The organism is Leifsonia sp. L25, from assembly GCF_050632895.1.
This window is the reverse complement of sequence record NZ_JBODRZ010000003.1, coordinates 199,864-218,045: the sequence shown is the minus strand read 5'-3', so window position 1 is coordinate 218,045 and position 18,182 is coordinate 199,864. Positions and strand designations below refer to the sequence as shown.

The 18,182-nt window shown below is 70.6% G+C and carries 13 protein-coding genes and 2 pseudogenes; 3 read left to right on the top strand and 12 right to left on the bottom strand.

Annotation, left to right across the window (positions count from 1 at the left end; genetic code table 11):
* The first annotated feature begins 156 nt into the window (after nucleotides 1-156).
* Nucleotides 157-2,702: pseudogene (locus ACRAWC_RS04940) on the top strand (ATP-dependent Clp protease ATP-binding subunit).
* A 267-nt stretch (nucleotides 2,703-2,969) separates the two neighbouring features.
* The gene (locus tag ACRAWC_RS04935) at nucleotides 2,970-5,348 is read left to right on the top strand and encodes a penicillin-binding protein (RefSeq protein ID WP_431346752.1); all 2,379 of its coding nucleotides are present in this window, start codon (nucleotides 2,970-2,972) and stop codon (nucleotides 5,346-5,348) included.
* Here the strand turns inward: ACRAWC_RS04935 and ACRAWC_RS04930 are convergent.
* The 5 genes from ACRAWC_RS04930 to ACRAWC_RS04910 form a co-directional block, all read right to left on the bottom strand.
* Nucleotides 5,345-6,238: a 3-methyladenine DNA glycosylase gene (locus tag ACRAWC_RS04930; RefSeq protein WP_431346751.1), complete on the bottom strand. Its 894-nt coding sequence runs from the start codon at nucleotides 6,236-6,238 to the stop codon at nucleotides 5,345-5,347. The two genes, ACRAWC_RS04935 and ACRAWC_RS04930, sit on opposite strands and share 4 nt — an antisense overlap.
* 22 nt (nucleotides 6,239-6,260) lie before the next feature.
* Complete coding sequence (locus tag ACRAWC_RS04925) at nucleotides 6,261-6,866, bottom strand: HD domain-containing protein (RefSeq protein WP_431346750.1); 606 nt, start codon at nucleotides 6,864-6,866, stop codon at nucleotides 6,261-6,263.
* Nucleotides 6,867-7,063: 197 nt separating this feature from the next.
* Nucleotides 7,064-8,287: an IS30 family transposase gene (locus ACRAWC_RS04920; RefSeq protein ID WP_431346749.1), complete on the bottom strand. Its 1,224-nt coding sequence runs from the start codon at nucleotides 8,285-8,287 to the stop codon at nucleotides 7,064-7,066.
* A gap of 95 nt (nucleotides 8,288-8,382) precedes the next feature.
* A complete protein-coding gene (locus ACRAWC_RS04915) occupies nucleotides 8,383-9,417 on the bottom strand; it encodes a zinc-dependent alcohol dehydrogenase family protein (protein ID WP_431346748.1) in 1,035 nt (344 codons plus the stop codon).
* Nucleotides 9,414-9,854 (bottom strand): (deoxy)nucleoside triphosphate pyrophosphohydrolase, encoded by a 441-nt coding sequence (locus ACRAWC_RS04910; protein ID WP_431346747.1) that lies wholly within the window; start codon nucleotides 9,852-9,854, stop codon nucleotides 9,414-9,416. The genes ACRAWC_RS04915 and ACRAWC_RS04910 overlap by 4 nt, the downstream gene beginning before the upstream one ends.
* 89 nt (nucleotides 9,855-9,943) lie before the next feature.
* Here ACRAWC_RS04910 and ACRAWC_RS04905 point away from each other — a divergent pair, with 89 nt between their 5' ends.
* Nucleotides 9,944-10,435, top strand: coding sequence for an isochorismatase family protein (locus ACRAWC_RS04905; RefSeq protein ID WP_431346746.1), 492 nt, complete (start codon nucleotides 9,944-9,946; stop codon nucleotides 10,433-10,435).
* Nucleotides 10,436-10,439: 4 nt separating this feature from the next.
* Here ACRAWC_RS04905 and ACRAWC_RS04900 read toward each other — a convergent pair whose 3' ends face one another.
* From ACRAWC_RS04900 to hpaH, 7 genes and pseudogenes are all read right to left on the bottom strand, one after another.
* A complete protein-coding gene (locus ACRAWC_RS04900) occupies nucleotides 10,440-11,558 on the bottom strand; it encodes a hypothetical protein (protein WP_431346745.1) in 1,119 nt (372 codons plus the stop codon).
* Between the two features lie 147 nt (nucleotides 11,559-11,705).
* Entirely contained in the window at nucleotides 11,706-12,779 is a 1,074-nt protein-coding gene (gene hpaD, locus ACRAWC_RS04895) for a 3,4-dihydroxyphenylacetate 2,3-dioxygenase (protein WP_431346744.1), read from the bottom strand.
* Between the two features lie 13 nt (nucleotides 12,780-12,792).
* Nucleotides 12,793-14,289 carry a 5-carboxymethyl-2-hydroxymuconate semialdehyde dehydrogenase gene (gene hpaE / locus ACRAWC_RS04890; protein ID WP_431346743.1) on the bottom strand — a complete coding sequence of 499 codons (1,497 nt, stop codon included), beginning with the start codon at nucleotides 14,287-14,289 and terminating at the stop codon, nucleotides 12,793-12,795.
* 78 nt (nucleotides 14,290-14,367) lie between these two features.
* Nucleotides 14,368-15,099: a GntR family transcriptional regulator gene (locus ACRAWC_RS04885; protein WP_431346742.1), complete on the bottom strand. Its 732-nt coding sequence runs from the start codon at nucleotides 15,097-15,099 to the stop codon at nucleotides 14,368-14,370.
* A pseudogene (locus ACRAWC_RS04880) lies at nucleotides 15,081-16,513 on the bottom strand (fumarylacetoacetate hydrolase family protein). Before ACRAWC_RS04880 ends, ACRAWC_RS04885 begins: the two are co-directional and overlap by 19 nt.
* Before the next feature lie 79 nt (nucleotides 16,514-16,592).
* The gene (locus ACRAWC_RS04875) at nucleotides 16,593-17,405 is read right to left on the bottom strand and encodes an HpcH/HpaI aldolase family protein (RefSeq protein ID WP_431346741.1); all 813 of its coding nucleotides are present in this window, start codon (nucleotides 17,403-17,405) and stop codon (nucleotides 16,593-16,595) included.
* Nucleotides 17,390-18,175 carry a 2-oxo-hept-4-ene-1,7-dioate hydratase gene (hpaH, locus tag ACRAWC_RS04870; protein ID WP_431346740.1) on the bottom strand — a complete coding sequence of 262 codons (786 nt, stop codon included), beginning with the start codon at nucleotides 18,173-18,175 and terminating at the stop codon, nucleotides 17,390-17,392. Before hpaH ends, ACRAWC_RS04875 begins: the two co-directional genes overlap by 16 nt.
* Between the last annotated feature and the right edge of the window lie 7 nt (nucleotides 18,176-18,182).

Below are 18,182 nucleotides of genomic sequence, written 5' to 3'. Positions count from 1 at the left end.
CCAGCCCTCCCAAGAAAGGTCCAAGAAGGAGGTGAACGCCGGAAGGATACTCGGTGACTCCTGGCGCAGACCAGGGCGGCGGATCCCGGAATAATCCTTCCCCGCGAACGTTGAAGTTGAGTGCAACGAACTCAACTTTTAGAAACAGGAGATCAGGTGCCCGAGAACTTCACCCCCGAGAACGGCAGCGAGAACTCGTTCGACGAGTTCCTCTCGCGCTACCTCGCGGGCGAGCGCGCCCGCGCCGCGCGCTCCATCGACATCAGCCGGTTCCTCAGCCGGCGCACGCAGGAACTCCTCGCCGAGGCGGGCCGGTACGCCCTCGAGCACGGCCACCGCGAGCTGGACGCCCTGCACATCCTCCGCGTGATGGCCGCCCAGGAGCCCGCGTCCGAGGCCATGCGCCGCATCGGCGTCGACCCGTCCGCGGTCGCCGCCGCCGCCGAGCAGCGGCTCCCCGCCCCCGGCGAGCCGATCGACGCCGACGGCGCCTCGATCACGGCGTCCGCCCAGCGGGTGCTGTTCCACGCCTACCAGGTGGCCCGCGCCTCCGGTGCGACCTACATCGACCCCGAGCACCTCTTCTTCGCGCTCGTGATCGGTCAGGACGCCCCCGCCGGGCAGGTCCTCCAGGCCGCCGGTGTCACGCCCGACTCCCTCACCAACGCCATGCGGCAGTCCGCCACGGTCGGTGCGGGAGGACAGGACGCCCCCAGACGGCCGGCGACTCCGAGACCCCGATGCTCGACCAGTTCGGCACCGACCTGACCGCGCTCGCGCGCGACGGCAGGCTGGACCCGGTCATCGGCCGGCTCGACGAGATCGAGCAGACCGTCGAGATCCTCTCCCGCCGGACCAAGAACAACCCCGTCCTGGTCGGCGAGGCCGGCGTCGGCAAGACAGCGATCGTGGAGGGCCTGGCCCGCGCGATCGTCGCAGGCGACGTCCCCGAGCAGCTGCGCGACAAGAAGGTCGTCGCGCTCGACCTCGCCGGGATGGTCGCCGGCACCCGGTACCGCGGCGACTTCGAGGAGCGGCTCACCAAGCTCATGGACGAGATCAGCGCAGGCAAGGACGAGCTGATCGTGTTCGTGGACGAGCTGCACACCGTGGTCGGCGCCGGAGGGTCCGGCGAGTCCGGCGGCATGGACGCGGGCAACATCCTCAAGCCCCGGCTGTCGCGCGGCGACCTCCACCTGGTGGGGGCCACCACGCTCAAGGAGTACCGCCGCATCGAGAAGGACCCGGCGCTGGAGCGCCGCTTCCAGCCTGTGACGGTCGGCGAGCCGAGCGTCGAGGACGCCGTGCTCATCCTGGACGGCCTGCGCGGCGCGTACGAGGAGCACCACGCCGTCACATACACGCCGGAGGCCATTCGCGCCGCCGTGGAGCTGTCGAACCGCTACATCTCCGACCGGTTCCTGCCCGACAAGGCGATCGACCTGATCGACCAGGCCGGCGCCCGGCTGCGCCTGTCGCTCGGCAAGCGGGTCGGCGCGTCCGAGTTGATGCAGCGACTGGCGACCCTGGAGTCCGAGAAGAACGCCGCCGTCGCCGGTGAGCACTACGAGGAAGCGTCCCGCCTGCGCGACGAGATCGAGGCCGTGCAGCACGGAATCGACGAGCTCGGGAAGGCCCCGCGCCACGCCGCCGAGGCGGTCGTTGACGAGGCCGAGATCGCGGCGATCGTGTCCCGCGCGACCGGCATCCCGGTGTCCCGCATCGGCGACGCCGACCGCGAGCGCCTCGCCGCGCTCGAGTCGGAGCTGCACGCGCGTGTCATCGGCCAGGACGACGCGGTGACGGCCGTCGCGAAGGCGGTGCGCCGCAGCCGCACCGGCCTCGGCGACGAGCGCCGTCCTGTCGGCTCGTTCCTGTTCCTCGGCCCGACCGGCGTCGGAAAGACCGAGCTGGCCAAGTCGCTGGCGGAGTCGCTGTTCGGCGACGACAAGGCGATGATCCGGTTCGACATGAGCGAGTTCGGCGAGCGCCACACGGTCGCCCGCCTGGTCGGCGCCCCTCCCGGGTACGTCGGCTACGACGAGGCCGGCCAGCTCACCGAGCGCGTGCGCCGCAACCCGTACTCGGTGGTGCTGTTCGACGAGATCGAGAAGGCGCACCCGGACGTGTTCAACCTGCTGCTGCAGGTGCTCGACGACGGGCGCCTGACCGACGGTCAGGGCCGCACGGTCGACTTCCGCAACACGGTCGTCATCATGACCTCCAACCTGGGCTCGGAGTTCCTGGCTTCCCGCAGCGGCGCCCTGGGCTTCGTGGCGGCGGGCTCCGACGGGTTCGCGCCCGACAAGGACATCCGCGACCGGGTGATGGGCAAGCTCCGCGAGGCCATGCGTCCCGAGTTCCTGAACCGCATCGACGAGATCGTGCTGTTCCGGAAGCTCGACGCCGAGCAGCTCCGCGACATCGTCCGCCTGCTGCTGCAGGCGACGGCGGCCCGGCTGGCGCACCGCGTCATCGGGTTCGAGGTCACCGACGCGGCCGTGGAGTGGATCGCCGACGCCGGCTACGAGCCGGAGTACGGCGCACGCCCGCTCCGCCGCGTCATCCAGCGCGAGGTGGACGACCGCATCGCCGAACTGATGGTGGCGGGCAGTGTCGCGGACGGCGGCGGCGTCGTGGTCGACGCCGTCGACGGGGTGCTCCAGGTGCGGCCGCGGACGGTGTTCGCCGCGGCGGCGTAACCGCAAGAGATCCATTCGGCACGACATGCCGTCTCGGAGAGCCGGGACGGCATGTCGTGCCATTTCGTTTTCAGACGCTCTTCCTGAAAATCCACATAGGGGTACAGTGCTTGTCTCAACCCCTCCCACAGCAGACCCTGGAAGCGTGGATACGTGCCCAACCCGGACAGATTCCAGAATTCCCCGCGCCTTCAGGCGATAGACGAGCGTCTCGAGCCTCTCAAGCGGTTCGAACTGGCTGCTCCGCGCTCGCGAAACGCCGCGATCGTGCAGTGGGTGGCGCTCGCGCTCGTCGCCGCGGTGCTCTCCGCCTTGTTCTTTCTTCCGGGTTTCCTGGGAGCCGGCGTAGCGGCCGCTGCGGGGATCAGCGACTTCAACAAGCTGCCCGCCGACCTCAACATCGGCCAGTTCGCGCAGAACTCCACGGTGTACGCCAAGCAGGGCGGCAACGATGTCCCGATCGCTCAGTTCTACGCGCAGAACCGGCGAGACGTGGGCTGGAACGACATCTCCCAGGTCGCCAAGGACGCCGCCACCTCCGCCGAGGATCCGCGCTTCTACTCCGAGGGCGCCGTCGACCTCTTCGGCACCGTGCGCGGTGCCCTCTCCACCGTCATCGGCGGCAATGTGCAGGGCGGCTCGTCCATCACCCAGCAGTACGTCAAGAACGTCGAGGTCGAGCACTGCGAGGGGCTCACCGACCAGAAGAAGGTGCAGGCCTGCTACAACGACGCCGCCGGGGTGACCCTGCAGCGCAAGATCCAGGAGATGCGCTACGCGGTGGGCCTGGAGAAGAAGTACAGCAAGCAGGACATCCTGCTCGGCTACCTGAACGTCGTCGGATTCGGCGGCCAGATCTACGGCATCCAGGCCGCATCCCAGTACTACTTCAACAACACCGCGTCGAACCTCACCCTCCCGCAGGCGGCGACGCTGATCGCGATCGTCAACAACCCCTCCAACCTCCGGATCGACGAGCCCAACAACAAGGACAACGGCGCGGCCAACGGCTACAAGCTCACCAAGGCGCGGCGCGACTACGTCCTCGACCGGATGTACGTCAACCACAAGATCTCGCTCGCCGAGCGGGACGCTGCCAAGAAGACGCCGATCAAGCCGGCCATCACGGCGTCGACCTCCGGCTGCGCCGCCGCGCAGCAGGTCAACGCGGCGTTCTTCTGCGACTACGTCCGCGACGTCATCCTCAACGACCCGGCGTACGGCAAGACCAGCGCGGACCGCTGGGCGACGCTCAACCGCGGCGGGCTCAAGATCTACACGACCCTGAACCTCGACCTCCAGGCCACGGCCCAGCAGTCGATCTCGAAGTACATCCCGTCCTCGCGGCCCGACATCGACGTCGGCGCGACGAACGTGTCCGTTGAAGTCGGCACCGGGCGCATCGTCACGATGGTGCAGAACAAGACCTTCAACAACACCGACCAGCCCCAACCCGGCACGACGGCGGTGAACTACAACACCGACGAGGCGTACGGAGGCTCGCAAGGCTTCCAGACCGGTTCGACGTTCAAGGCGTTCGACCTCGCCGGCTGGCTGGAGGGCGGCCACAGCCTCTACGAGACGATCGACGCCTCCCAGCACACTTTCCCGATGTCCGACTTCTCCAGCAGCTGCGGGACCGTCTCCGGGCCGCCCTGGCCCGTGTCCAACGACGAAGGCTCGGCGAGCCGGCTGTCGGTGATGTCGGCGACCGCACAGTCCGTGAACACAGCGTTCGCCATGATGGCCACCAAGACCGACCTCTGCTCCATCCTCAAGGCGGCTCAGAGCCTCGGCGTTCACCCCGCCAAGACCGGCGCGCAGCTCAACTCCTACCCCTCGATGATCCTCGGCACGAACAACATCGCGCCGCTCACGATGGCGACCGCGTACGCGGGCATCGCCAACGGGGGCACGGTCTGCACCCCGATCGCCATCGACAAGGTCATCAACGCCGACGGCACCCCGCACAAGGTGAGCCCGTCGACCTGCACGCAAGGCCTCCAGAAGAACATCGCGTCCGGCATCACCTACGCCCTGCAGGGCGTCATGCGCGGCGGCGGCACCGCGGCCAGCGCGAACCCGTACGACGGCACCCCGATCATGGGCAAGACCGGCACGACGGACGACTCGCTGCAGAACTGGATGATCACCTCCACCACGAAGGTCGCCCAGGCCACCTGGGTGGGCAACGTGTCGGGCACCGTCCCGCTGCGGAGCCTCGACTTCGACGGCATCGGCGGCGGCAACGTCAAGTTCTCGATCGCCAAGCCGATCCTGAAGGCGCTCGACGACGTCTACGGCGGCGACTCGTTCCCGAAGCCGGACAACTCGGTGCTGTACGGCAGCCAGGTGACCGTGCCCGACGTGAGCGGCAAGACGCCCGACCAGGCGACGTCGCTGCTTCAGGGGCTCGGGCTGACGGTGACCGTCGACCAGACTCCGGTCCCCAGCGGTCAGCCGGCCGGGACCGTCGCGGGCACGAACCCGCCGTCGGGCTCCTCCGTGGACGGCGGATCGAGCATCACCATCCAGGTCAGCTCCGGGCAGAACACCGCGACGCCGGGACCGACCACCGCGCCGACACCGCAGCCGACAAACACCCCCGGCACCGGGAAGGGCGGCGGCGGTAGTAACGGCGGCTAAGCCGGGACCCGGTCCCGGGCGGCCGTGACCGGACGGCCGCCCGGCCACGCGTCGAGCACCCGTTCGCGCAGTGCGTTCGACCGCTCGGCGAACGCGCGCTGGCGGCGCACGTACTCGGCCTTGCCCTCGACGGTCTCGATGCGCACGGGCTGCGCGCCCCACGGCCGCATGTCGTAGGGGGAGGCCTGCATGTCGAGCATCCGGATGTCGAGGGCGAGTTCGAACGCGTCGAGCAGGAGTTCGCCCGGGACGAGCGGGCCGAGCTTCATCGCCCACTTGTAGACGTCCATCCCGGCGTGGAGGCAGCCGGGCTGCTCCAGCTCCGGCTGCGTCTCGCGCGTGGGCGCGAAGCGGTTCCGCGGGACGGCGTCCGGCGTGAAGAAGCGGTACGCGTCGATGTGGGTGCAGCGCAACTCGGCGGCCTCCACCACGGCGTCGGTGCCGCCCGGACCGAGCCGGAGCGGGACATCGTGGCGGTGCTCGTCCTGCCGGTAGACCATCGCCCACTCGTGCAGGCCGAAACAGCCGAACCGTCCGGGACGCGCGGCGGTCGATCGGAGGATGCGCTCGATGGTCGCCAGCAGCGGCGCCTTCTCCCGCTCCATCGCGGCGCGGTCGACGACGAGGCCGCCGGGCGTCGGGCCGGGGGAGTACCAGCGCCAGGCTGCGCGCGGCTCGCCCTCGGCCTCCAGCAGTTCCACCCCGGCGCCGGGATGCCAACGGCGCAGCACGGACGGCGAGTACGCGTAGTAGGTGAAGAGGAAGTCCTCGATCGGGTGCTTCTCGCCGCGGGCGGCGCGGGCACGGTGACCGGCCGTGAGCGCGTCGGCGCGCTCGGCGTGCGCGGCTTCGCGGGCGCGCCAGTCGGCGGCGGGGAGCGGGAGGGTCACCAGACGAGGATACGTGCCCGTGTCAGCCGAGGGACTCCAGCGGGTTGCGCCGCAGTTTCTCCGCGACCCCGCGATCGACGATCCGCCTCGCCGCGGTGTCCGGTTTGCGCTCGGCCTGGTCGGTCACGCAGGCCGTGAACTGGGCGGCCAGGCCGAGGCGCGGGAACGAGGTGACCACCTCCCGCCGGAACTCCTCCGGCAGCACGTCGGGCCGCACACCGGAGATGTCGAGCGCGGTCGCGACCTCCAGCAGGTGGCCCTCGGGGTCGAAGGCCGGGTCGACCTCCGGCCAGTTGTGCCGCACGACCACCTCGTGGGCGCGGGTCCGGCGCGCCGGCGGCCAGCCCGCGCCCGCCGTGAGCGCCTTCGCGACGTGCCCGCCGGCGTCCTCGTAGGCGAGGGTGTGGTTGTCGAAGGCGGGCACGATCCCGATGTCGTGGAGGACGGCGGAGACGTAGAGCAGCTCGCGGTCGATGCCGTGCAGCCCTTCCACGGTCGCGAAGCCCTCCGCCCACAGCCACGACCGCAGCACATGGTTGAGCAGGGCCGGCGTGTGGTACTCGGTGGCGAGCTCCAGTGCGGCACGTGCCGCGGCGGTGTCGGGGGCGGCGATGTCGGCGAGGCGCATGCCTCCATCCTGCCGTGGCGTCTCGTACAAATCCTGCCGCGCGTCACCCATTTCCCGCCGACCTCGCCACCGCCGCCACCGCCGCCGCCGCGCCGCGATTCGGCACGAATGTCGCGAATCCCGCGGCGTAAGCCGAGATTCGTCACGAATCGCGTTCACGACATTCGTCACGAATGTCGCGAATGCGGCGGGTGGTTTCAACTCGTGAGTGCAACACCTTTTAGATGCTCGTCGAGTTTCTCGGCTGGGGTGTGGAAGTTCAAGGTCTGACGTGGGCGGATGTTGAGCAGTCGTTGGGTTTCGGCGAGGTCGGTGTCGGTGATGGTGTTGAAGTTGGTGCCTTTGGGATAGAAGTCCCGGATCAGCCCGTTGAGGTTCTCGTTGCTGCCGCGTTGCCAGGGTGAGTGCGGGTCGGCGAAGAATACCGGGCAGCCGGAAGCGACGGTGAATCGGGCGTGTTCGGCCATTTCGGTGCCTTGGTCCCAGGTCAGGGTGTTGAAGAGAGCGGCGGGCAGCTGTTGGATCATTTCGGTGAGCCGGTCGATCACGGTGGCGGAGTCTCGCGTTCCGGGCAGCCGGCCTAGGAGGGCGAATCGGGTGGAGCGTTCGACCAGGGTGATGATCCCGGAGTTGCCGGGGCCGACGACGAGGTCGCCTTCCCAGTGCCCGGGAACGGCGCGGTCGGCGACCGTCGCTGGTCGCTCACTGATCCGGGCTCCCTCCAGCCAGGGCCGGTTGCTGCGCCGCGGCAGCTTGGACTGCGGGATGCGCCCCTTCCGCCCGGAGCGCAACGCTTTGACCACGGTCAGCTCGTGCCGCAACGCGCCTTTGCCCTGAACATAGAGGGCCTGATAGATCGTCTCGGAGGACACCCGCATATCCTCTCGCCCCGGAAACAAGTGCGGCAGCCGACCCGCGACCTGTCGCGGGGAGAACCGGTCGTTCAACTGCTCCACCACCGCAGCCCGCAACACCGGATGCCGGTCCAGTTTGCGCCGCTTGGGCCTGGCCCGCCGTTGCGCGGCGACCTGATGCGACACTCCCGCCTCATACTGCCACTGCCCCCGATGCAACCACCTCGACCGGGCGACCTCCCGCGACACCGTCGAGGCAGACACCCCGACCAGGGCGGCGATCCTGCGCATCGAGAACCCCTGCGCCAGCCCCGTCTGGATCAGAGTCCGATCCGCCAACGACAATCGACGCCCGTGACCAGTGGCCGCGCCCACCACCCCCGGCGGCCCGACACGCAACAAACCCGAACGACTCCCCGGCTCAAACTTCATGCCAGCAAGCCTCGCCCACCGCTCCACCCGACCCGGCGGCAACCCCAACCAGCCGCCCACGCCCGCAGCGGAAATGCCCTCCACCAACAACCCAAGCGCCGCAACGCGAGTCTCTAACGACGAATGCGAACCCATCCCAACCCCTCACCAAAACGAAGGGTGTTGCACTCACCGCCGGAACTCACCGCGGCGAAACGCGACATTCGTCACGAATCGTGTGCGCGCCGCTGCTAGGGCAGAGTCGGGTCGAGCACCGTGATACCGGTGGAGGGCACCGTCTCGGCGAGCGGGAGCAGGCGTGCGGCCTCCGCCAGGCCGACCGTGCGGCCCACCAGCAATTCCGGCTGGAGGGCGCCGGACGCCACGAGCGCGAGCATCGCCGGGTAGTCGGCGGCCGCCATCCCGTGGCTGCCGAGGATGTCCAGCTCCCAGGCGATCGCCCGGTCGAGCGGCAGCACAGGCATTCCGCCGGCCAGGAGGCCGATCTGCACGTGCCGTCCGCGCCGCCGCAGCGACAGGACGCTCGCGGTCGCGGTCTCCGCGGAACCGACCGCGTCGACCGAGACGTGCGCGCCGCCCCCGGTGAACTCGGCGACGGCCGCCGGCGCGTCGGGTCCGGCCGGGACGGTGTGCTCGGCGCCGAGCCGTGCCGCGGTCTCGAGCGCGGCCGCCGACCGGTCGACCGCGATCGGCCGGGCGCCGAGGGCACGGGCGATGACGATCGCGCTGAGCCCGACGCCGCCCGCACCGTAAACAGCGGTCCACTCGCCCGACCGGACGCCGGCGCGCGCGGTCAGCGCACGGTACGCGGTCGCGAACCGGCAGCCGAGCGCGGCCGCCGCGGCGTCGGGGAGCCCGTCCGGGATCGCGACCAGGTTGAGGTCGGCCGCCCGCACCGCCACCAGTTCGGCGTGCGAGCCCCAGTGCGTGAACCCCGGCTGGGTCTGGTCCGGACAGACCTGCGCCTGACCTGACCGGCACCACTGGCATCGGCCGCAGCCGTTCACGAACGGCGCCGTGACCCGGTCGCCCGGCCGCCACTTCTCGACGCCGGCGCCGACCGCCTCCACGACCCCGGCGAACTCGTGGCCGGGGACGTGCGGCAGCCGCACGGAGTCGTCGTGGCCGGCCCAGGCGTGCCAGTCGCTGCGGCACAGTCCGGAGGCCCCCACGCGGATCAGCGCACCGCCGTCCGGCAATTCGGGTGCGGGGAGGTCGCCGACGGCGACCGGGCCGGTGAACGTCTCGTAGTGCAGCGCCTTCATCGGGTCTCCTCCTCACGCGCCGCGACCGCCGCGGCCAGCCCCTCCGCACCGAGCCCGGAGAGCAGCGCGACGAGCGGCCGGTCGGCCTCGGCCCAGTCGAGCCCGGCGAGGTCGTCCGTGCCCCGCCACTCCAGCGCGTCGTGGTCGGTGGAGGCGATGGGCGCCGCACCGACCAGGGCGGTCGCGTAGCCGGCGAGGTCGACGGCGCCGGTCGTGGAGCGGTCGAGCAGCGTCCCCACCCTGACGTCGACGCCGAGCTCCTCGCGCAGCTCCCGCGCAAGCGCCGCCTCCGGCGTCTCGCCCGGCTCCACCTTGCCGCCGGGGAACTCCCACCGCCCCGCGGAGTCCTTGTGCGCGGCCCGCCGGCAGGCGAGCACCGCGCCGTCGCACACGATCACAGCGGCGACGACCTGCAGGGTCCGGCTCGAAGAGGTCACTGTCCCATCCTGCCGCGTCCGTGATGCCAGGATGGTCACGTGACCGACTCGTACCCCACCGTCCTGCTCGTGATCGACCTGCAGAAGGGGTGCTCCCCGGCTGCCTCGACGCCGACGGCGTGGTCGCCCGCACCGCTGCGCTGGTCGACCGGGCGCGCGCCGCCGGCACACCGGTCGTCTGGGTGCAGCACGAAGCGGAGGACCTCCCGTGGGAGAGCGCCCCGTGGCGGCTCGCCGACGGCCTGGTTCCGGCGAAGGGCGAGACGCTCGTCCGCAAGGAGTACCGGGACGCGTTCGCGGGCACCGACCTGGACGAGGTGCTGGAATCCTTCGACGCCACTCGCCTGGTCGTCGCCGGCGCGCAGACGGACTTCTGCATCCGCACCACGACCCAGAGCGCGGCGGTCCGCGGCTACGACGTCGTGCTCGTCGGCGACGCGCACACGACGACCGACGCGGAGTGGGAGGGCGTGACGATCAGCGCCGAGCAGATCGTCGCGCACACCAACCGCTATTTCTCGGGGCTGCGGTATCCGGGGCAGGAGTTCGTAGTGGCTCCGGCGGCGGACGTGGAGTTCTGAATCCTCACGGCGTCCAGCGCAGCTCGATGATCTCGTGGGCGTCGCTCAGGTAGAACACGTTCTGCGTCCCCTCGTCCACCTCCACGAACGCGACCGGGTCGCCGACGATCGCCGGGGCGCCGACGAGCGGGCCGATGTCGTTCGTGTGCCAGACGCCCTCCCGCCACCAGAGCTCGTGCACGAAGTTGTCGTGGCCCGTGAAGATCACGTGCTGCGTCGCGACCGGCTGGAACAGTCCCGCCTCGAACGCGTAGCCTGCCGGGCTGGAGGTCGGGTACGGCGTCACCGCGCCCGCCGCGGCCGAGAGATCGACGTGGTGCCAGCCGGTCGTGTCCCACCACAGCTCCTGCAGGTGGCCGTTGCCGCCGACGTAGTCGATGTGCTGCGTGCCCTGGCCGCGGAACACGTACCCGGTGACGGTCTCGGCGTCGCTCACGACCGGGGCGCCGGTGGCGGCCGTGAGGTCGCCCCAGTGCCAGGCGGTGGCGTCCCTCCAGAACTCCAGGAGGTGACCCAGTTCGGTGCGCACCAGCACGTGTGCGGTCTGCTGGTCCTCGAACGAGTACCCGGTCGGCGCGGCGTCGGGGGCGCAGGGCGGGGCCCCGGTCGCCGCGGTCAGGTCGAGGTCGTGCCAGCCGTCCCCGGAGTTGCTCAGTTCGTGGATGTGACCGCCGCCGCGGGCCTGGTAGACGACCCGCTGCGTGCCGTCGTAGTACGTCTCGTATCCGTACGGCTGCGAGAGGGCGAGCGGGGCCCCGGCGGCGTTCGTCAGGTCGTTCGCGTTCCAGCCGTCGTCCTCCGTGTACCAGAGCTCGTGGACATGGCCGTCGAACCGCTGGCCCTGGTACACGACGTGCTGCGAGCCCTGGTACGCCCAGATGTAGCCGTTGGAGTTGGTCGCGGCGGCCGCGCCTCCCGCCTCGGAGACGAGGTTCTTGACGTTCCAGTCGTCGCTCGCGCTGCAGTACAGCTCGTAGAGCTGGCCGTCGCCACCCGTGAGGGGGTTGTAGCCCTGGAACACGACGTGCCGCGTGAACTGCGCGAACAGCCACGCGGTCGGCTGGTACACCGCGTTCGGCGCCCCCGAGGTCGCCGTCGTCAGGTTCTTGAATCTCCATCCCATGGTTCCGCTCCGATCATCCGGGCGTCGGCGTCGGGAATCGGCGTTGACAGCACCCAGCGTAAACGTGAGCGGGCCGCTGGGGACTGGTGGATTCGTGGTAGGACGAGTTCCACCGGTTCAACGACGCGATCGCGACCGCGCGGGCCGCTACAGCTGCGCCCCCAGCTTGAACCCGTGCTCGGTGTCGTCCTTGCGCGTGTACGAGAACCCGTCCGCGCCGATCGTCACCGCCATCTCCGAGTCGTCGGTGCGCGCGGTGAGCGGCTGCACGTTGCCGTCCAGGTCGAGCACCGGGGAAGCGTCGGTGTACCAGGACGGCACGACCGGGTTGCCCCACCAGTCGCGGCGCTGGTTGTCGTGGACATCCCAAGTCACGACCGGGTTGTCCGGGTCGCCGGTGTAGTAGTCCTGCGTGTAGATCTCGACGCGGTGGCCGTCGGGGTCGCGCAGGTACAGGTAGAACGCGTTGGAGACGCCGTGCCGGCCCGGGCCGCGTTCGATGGCGTCGCTGCGGCGGAGGGCGCCGAGCTTGTCGCAGATCGCGATGATGTTGTGCTTCTCGTGGGTGGCGAACGCGACGTGGTGCATGCGCGGGCCGTCGCCTCCGGTCATCGCGGTGTCGTGCACGGTCGGCTTGCGGCGCATCCAGGCGGCATAGGTGGTGCCGGCCTCGTCCTGGATGTCCTCGGTCACCCGGAAGCCCAGGTCCTCCATGTACTTCACCGCGCGCGGCACGTCCGGAGTCACCTGGTTGAAGTGGTCGATGCGCACGAGCTCGCCCGGGGAGTGGACGTCGTAGCTCCAGGTCAGCCGCTCGACGTGCTGGACCTCGTAGAAGAACTCGTACGGGAAGCCGAGCGGGTCCTCCACGCGGACGCTGTCGCCGACGCCCTTCGTGAAGCCCTCGGCCCGGCGCTCGACCCGGCAGCCGAGCTCGGTGTAGAACGCGACGGCACGGTCGAGGTCCTCCGGGGTCCGGACCCGGTACGCGAACGCGGCGACGGCGGCGACCGGGCCCTTCCGCAGCACGAGGTTGTGGTGGATGAACTCCTCCAGGCTGCGCAGGTAGACGGCGTCCCCGTCCTCCTCGGTGACGTGGAGGCCGAGGACGTCGACGTAGAAGTCGCGGCTGGCCTGCAGGTCGGTGACGACGAGCTCCATGTACGCGGCGCGGACGACGTCCGGCGGCGCGGAGGCGAGGGTGGGGATGGGAGTGCTCATGCTGACTCCTTCGTCATTCGGCGCCGAAGCGCGGCGTGTGCACCGGGCCCAGCGTGATGTGGACCGCTTGCTGGTCGGTGTAGAAGTCGATGGAGCGGTAGCCGCCCTCGTGCCCGAGACCGGAGGCCTTCACCCCGCCGAACGGGGTGCGGAGGTCGCGGACGTTGTGCGAGTTGAGCCACACCATCCCGGCCTCCACGTTCTGGGCGAAGGTGTGGGCGCGAGCCAGGTCGTTGGTCCAGAGGTACGCGGCGAGGCCGTACTTCACCCCGTTGGCGAGCTCCAGCGCCTCGGCCTCGGAATCGAACGGCGTGATCGCGACGACCGGGCCGAAGATCTCCTCCTGGAAGATGCGCGCGTCGGGTGCGACGTCGGCGAACACGGTCGGTGCGATGTAGTTGCCGTGGTCGATCCCGTCGGGACGGCCGCCGCCGGCGAGAAGGCGGCCCTCCTGCTTGCCGAGCTCGACGTAGCTCATCACCTTGTCGTAGTGCTCGGGGTGCACCAGCGCGCCGACCTCGGTCTTCGGGTCGTGCGGGTCGCCGACCACGATGCGCTTCGCTCGCTCGGCGTACCGCGCGCAGAACTCGTCGTTGATCGCGCGCTCGACCAGGATGCGGGAGCCCGCGGTGCAACGCTCGCCGTTCAGCGAGAACACGCCGAACAGGGTGGAGTCGATCGCGGCGTCCAGGTCGGCGTCGGCGAAGACGATGGCGGGGGACTTGCCGCCGAGCTCCATCGACAGCCCCTTCAGGAAGGGCGCGGCGTTGGCGAAGATGAGCTGCCCGGTGCTGCTCTCGCCGGTGAAGGAGATGAGCGGGACGTCGGGATGCTTCACCAGCGCATCACCCGCCTCCTCACCGAGTCCGTTGACCAGGTTGAAGACACCGTCCGGAACGCCGGCCTCGCGGAAGATCTCCGCCCACAGCGACGCCGAAAGCGGGGTGAACTCGGCGGGCTTGAGCACGACGGTGTTGCCGGTCGCCAGCGCGGGGGCGAGCTTCCAGCTCTCCAGCATGAACGGCGTGTTCCAGGGCGTGATGAGCCCGGCGACGCCGATCGGCTTGCGGTTGACGTAGTTGAGCTGGCTGCCCGGCACAGTGAAGGCGTCGTCGACCTGGGCCACGATCAGGTCGGCGAAGAACCGGAAGTTCTCGGCCGCGCGCTGCGCCTGGCCGAGCGCCTGCGTGATCGGGAGGCCGGTGTCGAAGGTCTCCAGCTCGGCGAGCCGGGCGTCCTGCGCGGCGACGGCGTCGGCGATCCGGTTCAGGACGCGGGCGCGCTCGCGCGGCTTCATCCGGGGCCACGGGCCCTCGCGGAATGCGCGCTTGGCGGCGGCGACGGCGAGGTCGATGTCCTCCTTCTGACCGGCCGCGGCGTGGACATAGGTCTCGTTGGACACCGGGTCGAGCACCTCGAACGTCTTCCCGGAGACGCTGTCGACGAACGTGCCGTCGATGAAGTGCTGGATCTTCGCCGGAAGATCAGTGGGGATGTGGTGCTGCGGCATGCGCTGCCTCCTCGGTGGTTCGGTCGGTGCTGGGTCTCGGTCAGCACGGGGTGTGTCGGTCAGCACGGGCTGTGTCGGTCAGTGCTGGCGTTCGGCCTGATAGCGCTGGAGCGCGTCCAGGGTCGCGAGGCGGTGGTCCCGGGCGGCGAGCTCGATGTCGATGGGGTCCGCGCCGGTCTCGATCAGCCGGAGGATCTGCTCGTGCTCGGCCACCGACTCGCGCGCGCGGCCGGGCACGAAGCTGAAGGTGGAGTCGCGCAGCACGGTCAGGCGGTTCCAGCCGCGGTGCACGAGGTCGAGGATGTGCGGGTTCGGGCACTCCTCGAACAGCACGGAGTGGAACCGCTGGTTGAGCTCGGTGAAGCGGTGCGGGATGAAGTCGTCCAGGCACGCGATCAGCTCGCGGTTGATCGTCCGGGCGCGGTGGAGACGGTCGCCGTTCAGCAGTGGGGCGGAGAGCCGGGTGGCCGCGCCCTCCACGAGCGCCAGGGTCTCCATCGTGTAGGCGTACTCGGCGTCGTGGAGCAGGGCGACCTGGGCGCCGACGTTCTTCTCGAACGTGACCAGCCCCTCCGCCTCCAGCCGCCGGATCGCCTCCCGCACCGGCACGACGCTGACGTTCAACTCCCCGGCGATCTGGCCGAGGACGAGGCGGAACCCGGACACGAAGCGACCGTCGTCAATGCGCGCGCGGATGAAGTCGTAGGCGAGCTGCGATTTGCTCGGCGTCGCGGACGTGCCCGGGGTCGTGGATGTGCCCGGCGCCGCGGCCTTCGCCGGCGCCGCTGCCTTCACTGCTGCGTCAGCCATGCCCGGTACCTCTCCTTCCAGGCGGCGTTCATCGGGAACAGCCCGTCGACCTTCTCGCCGGCCCGCACCATCTCGGCGATGAACTGCTCCTCGCGCTCCTGCTCGACCGCATCCGCGACGACCTCGGCCACGAGAGCCGGCGGGATGACGAGGAGGCCGTCCGCGTCGCCCACGATGACGTCGCCGGGCAGCACGGTCGCGCCGCCGCAGGCGATCGCCACGTCCGCGTCCCACGGCACGTGCTTGCGGCCGAGCACCGCCGGGTGCGGGCCGGCGTGGTAGGTCGGGATGTCGAGGGCGGCCACCTCCGCGAAGTCGCGGACGCCGCCGTCGGTCACGATCCCGGCGGCCCCCTTCACCTGCGCCCGGAGCGCCAGGACGTCGCCGACGGTGCCGCTGCCGCGCTCGCCGCGGGCCTCGATCACGAGCACCTCGCCGGCGCCGACCGCGTCGAACGCGCGCTTCTGGGCGTTGTAGCCGCCGCCGTGCGACGCGAAGAGGTCTTCGCGGCCGGGGAGGTAGCGGAGCGTCCGCGCGGTGCCGACAACGCGGGTGCCGGGCCGGGTGGAGGTCAGGCCGTCGATGGAGACCGCGTTCAGCCCGCGCTTGCGGAGCTGGGAGCTGAGAGTGGCGGTCGAGACGGAGGCGAGTCGGGCGCGCAGGTCGTCGGTCAATTCGAACGACGGTGTCGGCTGAGTGCCGAAAGCCTCCGCGCGCTGCAGGTCGTCCACGCTCGGTCTCGACCCGAAGTCGCCGAACGGCACCGTGCCCTCCGTGATCCGCGTGACCAGCCTTCCGGAGGTCGGAGCACCGGGCGCGGTCGGCGCGTCGACCTCGACCTCCACCGTGTCGCCCGGCTGCGTGACCGACGAGCCGGCCGGCGTGCCGGTGAGGATGACATCGCCGGGCTCCAGCGTCATGAGCTGCGAGAGGTCGGCGACCAGCCGGCCGAACGGGAAGAGCAGGTCGTCGCTCGTGCCCTCCTGCACCAGTTCGTCGTTCAGCCAGGTGCGCACCCGCACGGCGGCGGGGTCGACGGCTCCGGCCGGGATGATCGCGGGGCCGAGCGGGGTGAAGCCGTCGCCGCCCTTCGAGCGCACGTTCGAGCCCTTGTCGGCCGCGCGCAGGTCGTAGAGGCCGAAGTCGTTCGCGGCGGTGATCCCGGAGACGGCGGACCAGCCCTCGTCGGGGAGACCCGGCGGGTGGGCCGGCCGATGATCAGCGCGACCTCGCCCTCGAACGCGAGGAGCTCGGTGCCCGCCGGGCGCTCGAGTGCGTCGCCGGAGGAGGCGACCGAGGAGGCCGGCTTGAAGAAGTAGGAGGGCTGCGCCGGGGTGCGGCCGCGTTGCGCGGCGCGGGAGCGGTAGTTGAGGTGCACCGCGATGATCTTGCCGGGCCGACCGATGTCGCTCACAGCTCGGTTCTCCTCGCCGTCGGGGATGAATGGAACGTATTCGAGATTGTATACGATCTGGAAACCGTGCGGAAGGGTGTCAGGAGGACGCCGGGGCCCTGCCGCCCTCCGCACCTCCGAGGAATCGCGCCGCGAGCCCCTCGGAGGCCCGCGCCAGCAGGGTCACGTCGCTGCCGACCAGCACGTACGCCGCCCCGGCCTCCGTGTAGCGTGCGGCCATCGCCGGGTCGAACGCGTTGACGCCGACCGGCGTGCCGGCCTCCCGCCCCGCGCGGATGACGCTCTCGACCGCGGCGACCACCTCCGGGTGGTCCTGCTGCCCGAGCAGCCCCATCGACGCCGCGAGGTCCGCCGGGCCGACGAGCAGCGCGTCGACGCCCTCCACCGCCGCGATGGCCGCCGCCGCGTGCAACCCGTCGGTCGTCTCGATCTGCACGGTCAGCGACACCAACTCATCGGCGCGCGCCAGATAATCCGGGATGCGGCTCCAGCGCGACGACCGTGCCAGTGCGCTGCCGACGCCGCGGACGCCGCGCGGCGGATACCGCACCGCCCGCACCATCTCCTCGGCCTCCGGCACGCTGGACACCATCGGCACGAGCACGTTCTGCGCCCCCAGATCGAGGAGCTGCTTGAGGATCACCGCATCCCCGATCGGCGCGCGCACCACCGGCACGACGGGGTACGCGGCCGCGGCCTGGAGCTGCGCCAGGATCGACTCCAGCCCGACGGGGGAGTGCTCGCCGTCGATCAGGAGGATGTCGAGGCCGCTGCCCGCGCAGATCTCCGCGACCAGTGGACTGCCCGCGCAGGACCACATCCCGTACAGGGTGCGGTCGGCCGCGCGGAGGCGGTCGGCGAAGGTCGGGGTCGGCTCTAGCTGAATCGGCATGTCACGGCTCCCAGGGTCCCGTAGTCGGCGTGGATGGTGTCGCCGCGCTCCACCCAGAGCGGGCGGGTGAACGAGCCGGCGAGGACGATGTCCCCGGCCTCCAGCCGGGTGCCGTGCTGCGCGAGCTTGTTGGCGAGCCAGGCGACGCCGGCGGCGGGATGGTCGAGCACCGCGGCCGCGACCCCGGACTCCTCGATGGTCTCGTTGCGGTACAGGAGCGCGCCCACCCAGCGCAGGTCCACCGTGTCCACCGCGACCGGCCGGCCGCCGACGACCATGCCGCCCATCGCGGCGTTGTCGGAGATGGTGTCGACGATGGTGCGGCCGTCCAGTTCGATGCGGGAGCTCAGGATCTCCAGCGCGGGGACGACGTACTTCGTCGCGTCGAGCACGTCGAACAGCGTGGCGTCCGGTCCCTCCAGAGGCTGGGCGAGCACGAAGGCGAGCTCGACCTCGATCCGCACGTTCGAGTAGCGGTCGAACGGGAGGACGGCCCCGGTCTCGTGGATCATGTCCGCGAAGATCGCCCCGTAGTCCGGCTCCGTGATCCCGGTCGCCTGCTGCATCACCTTCGACGTCAGCCCGATCTTGCGCCCGACCAGCCGGCGCCCGGCGGCGAGCCCGCGCTCGACCCACACGCGCTGCACGGCGTAGGCGTCGTCCACCGTCATGCCGGGGTGGCGGGCGGACAGCAGCAGGACCGTCGTGCGCTCGCGCTCGGCGTCCGCGAGCTCGTCCGCGATCGCGTGGATGGTGGAGGTGTCGAGCATCGGCGGC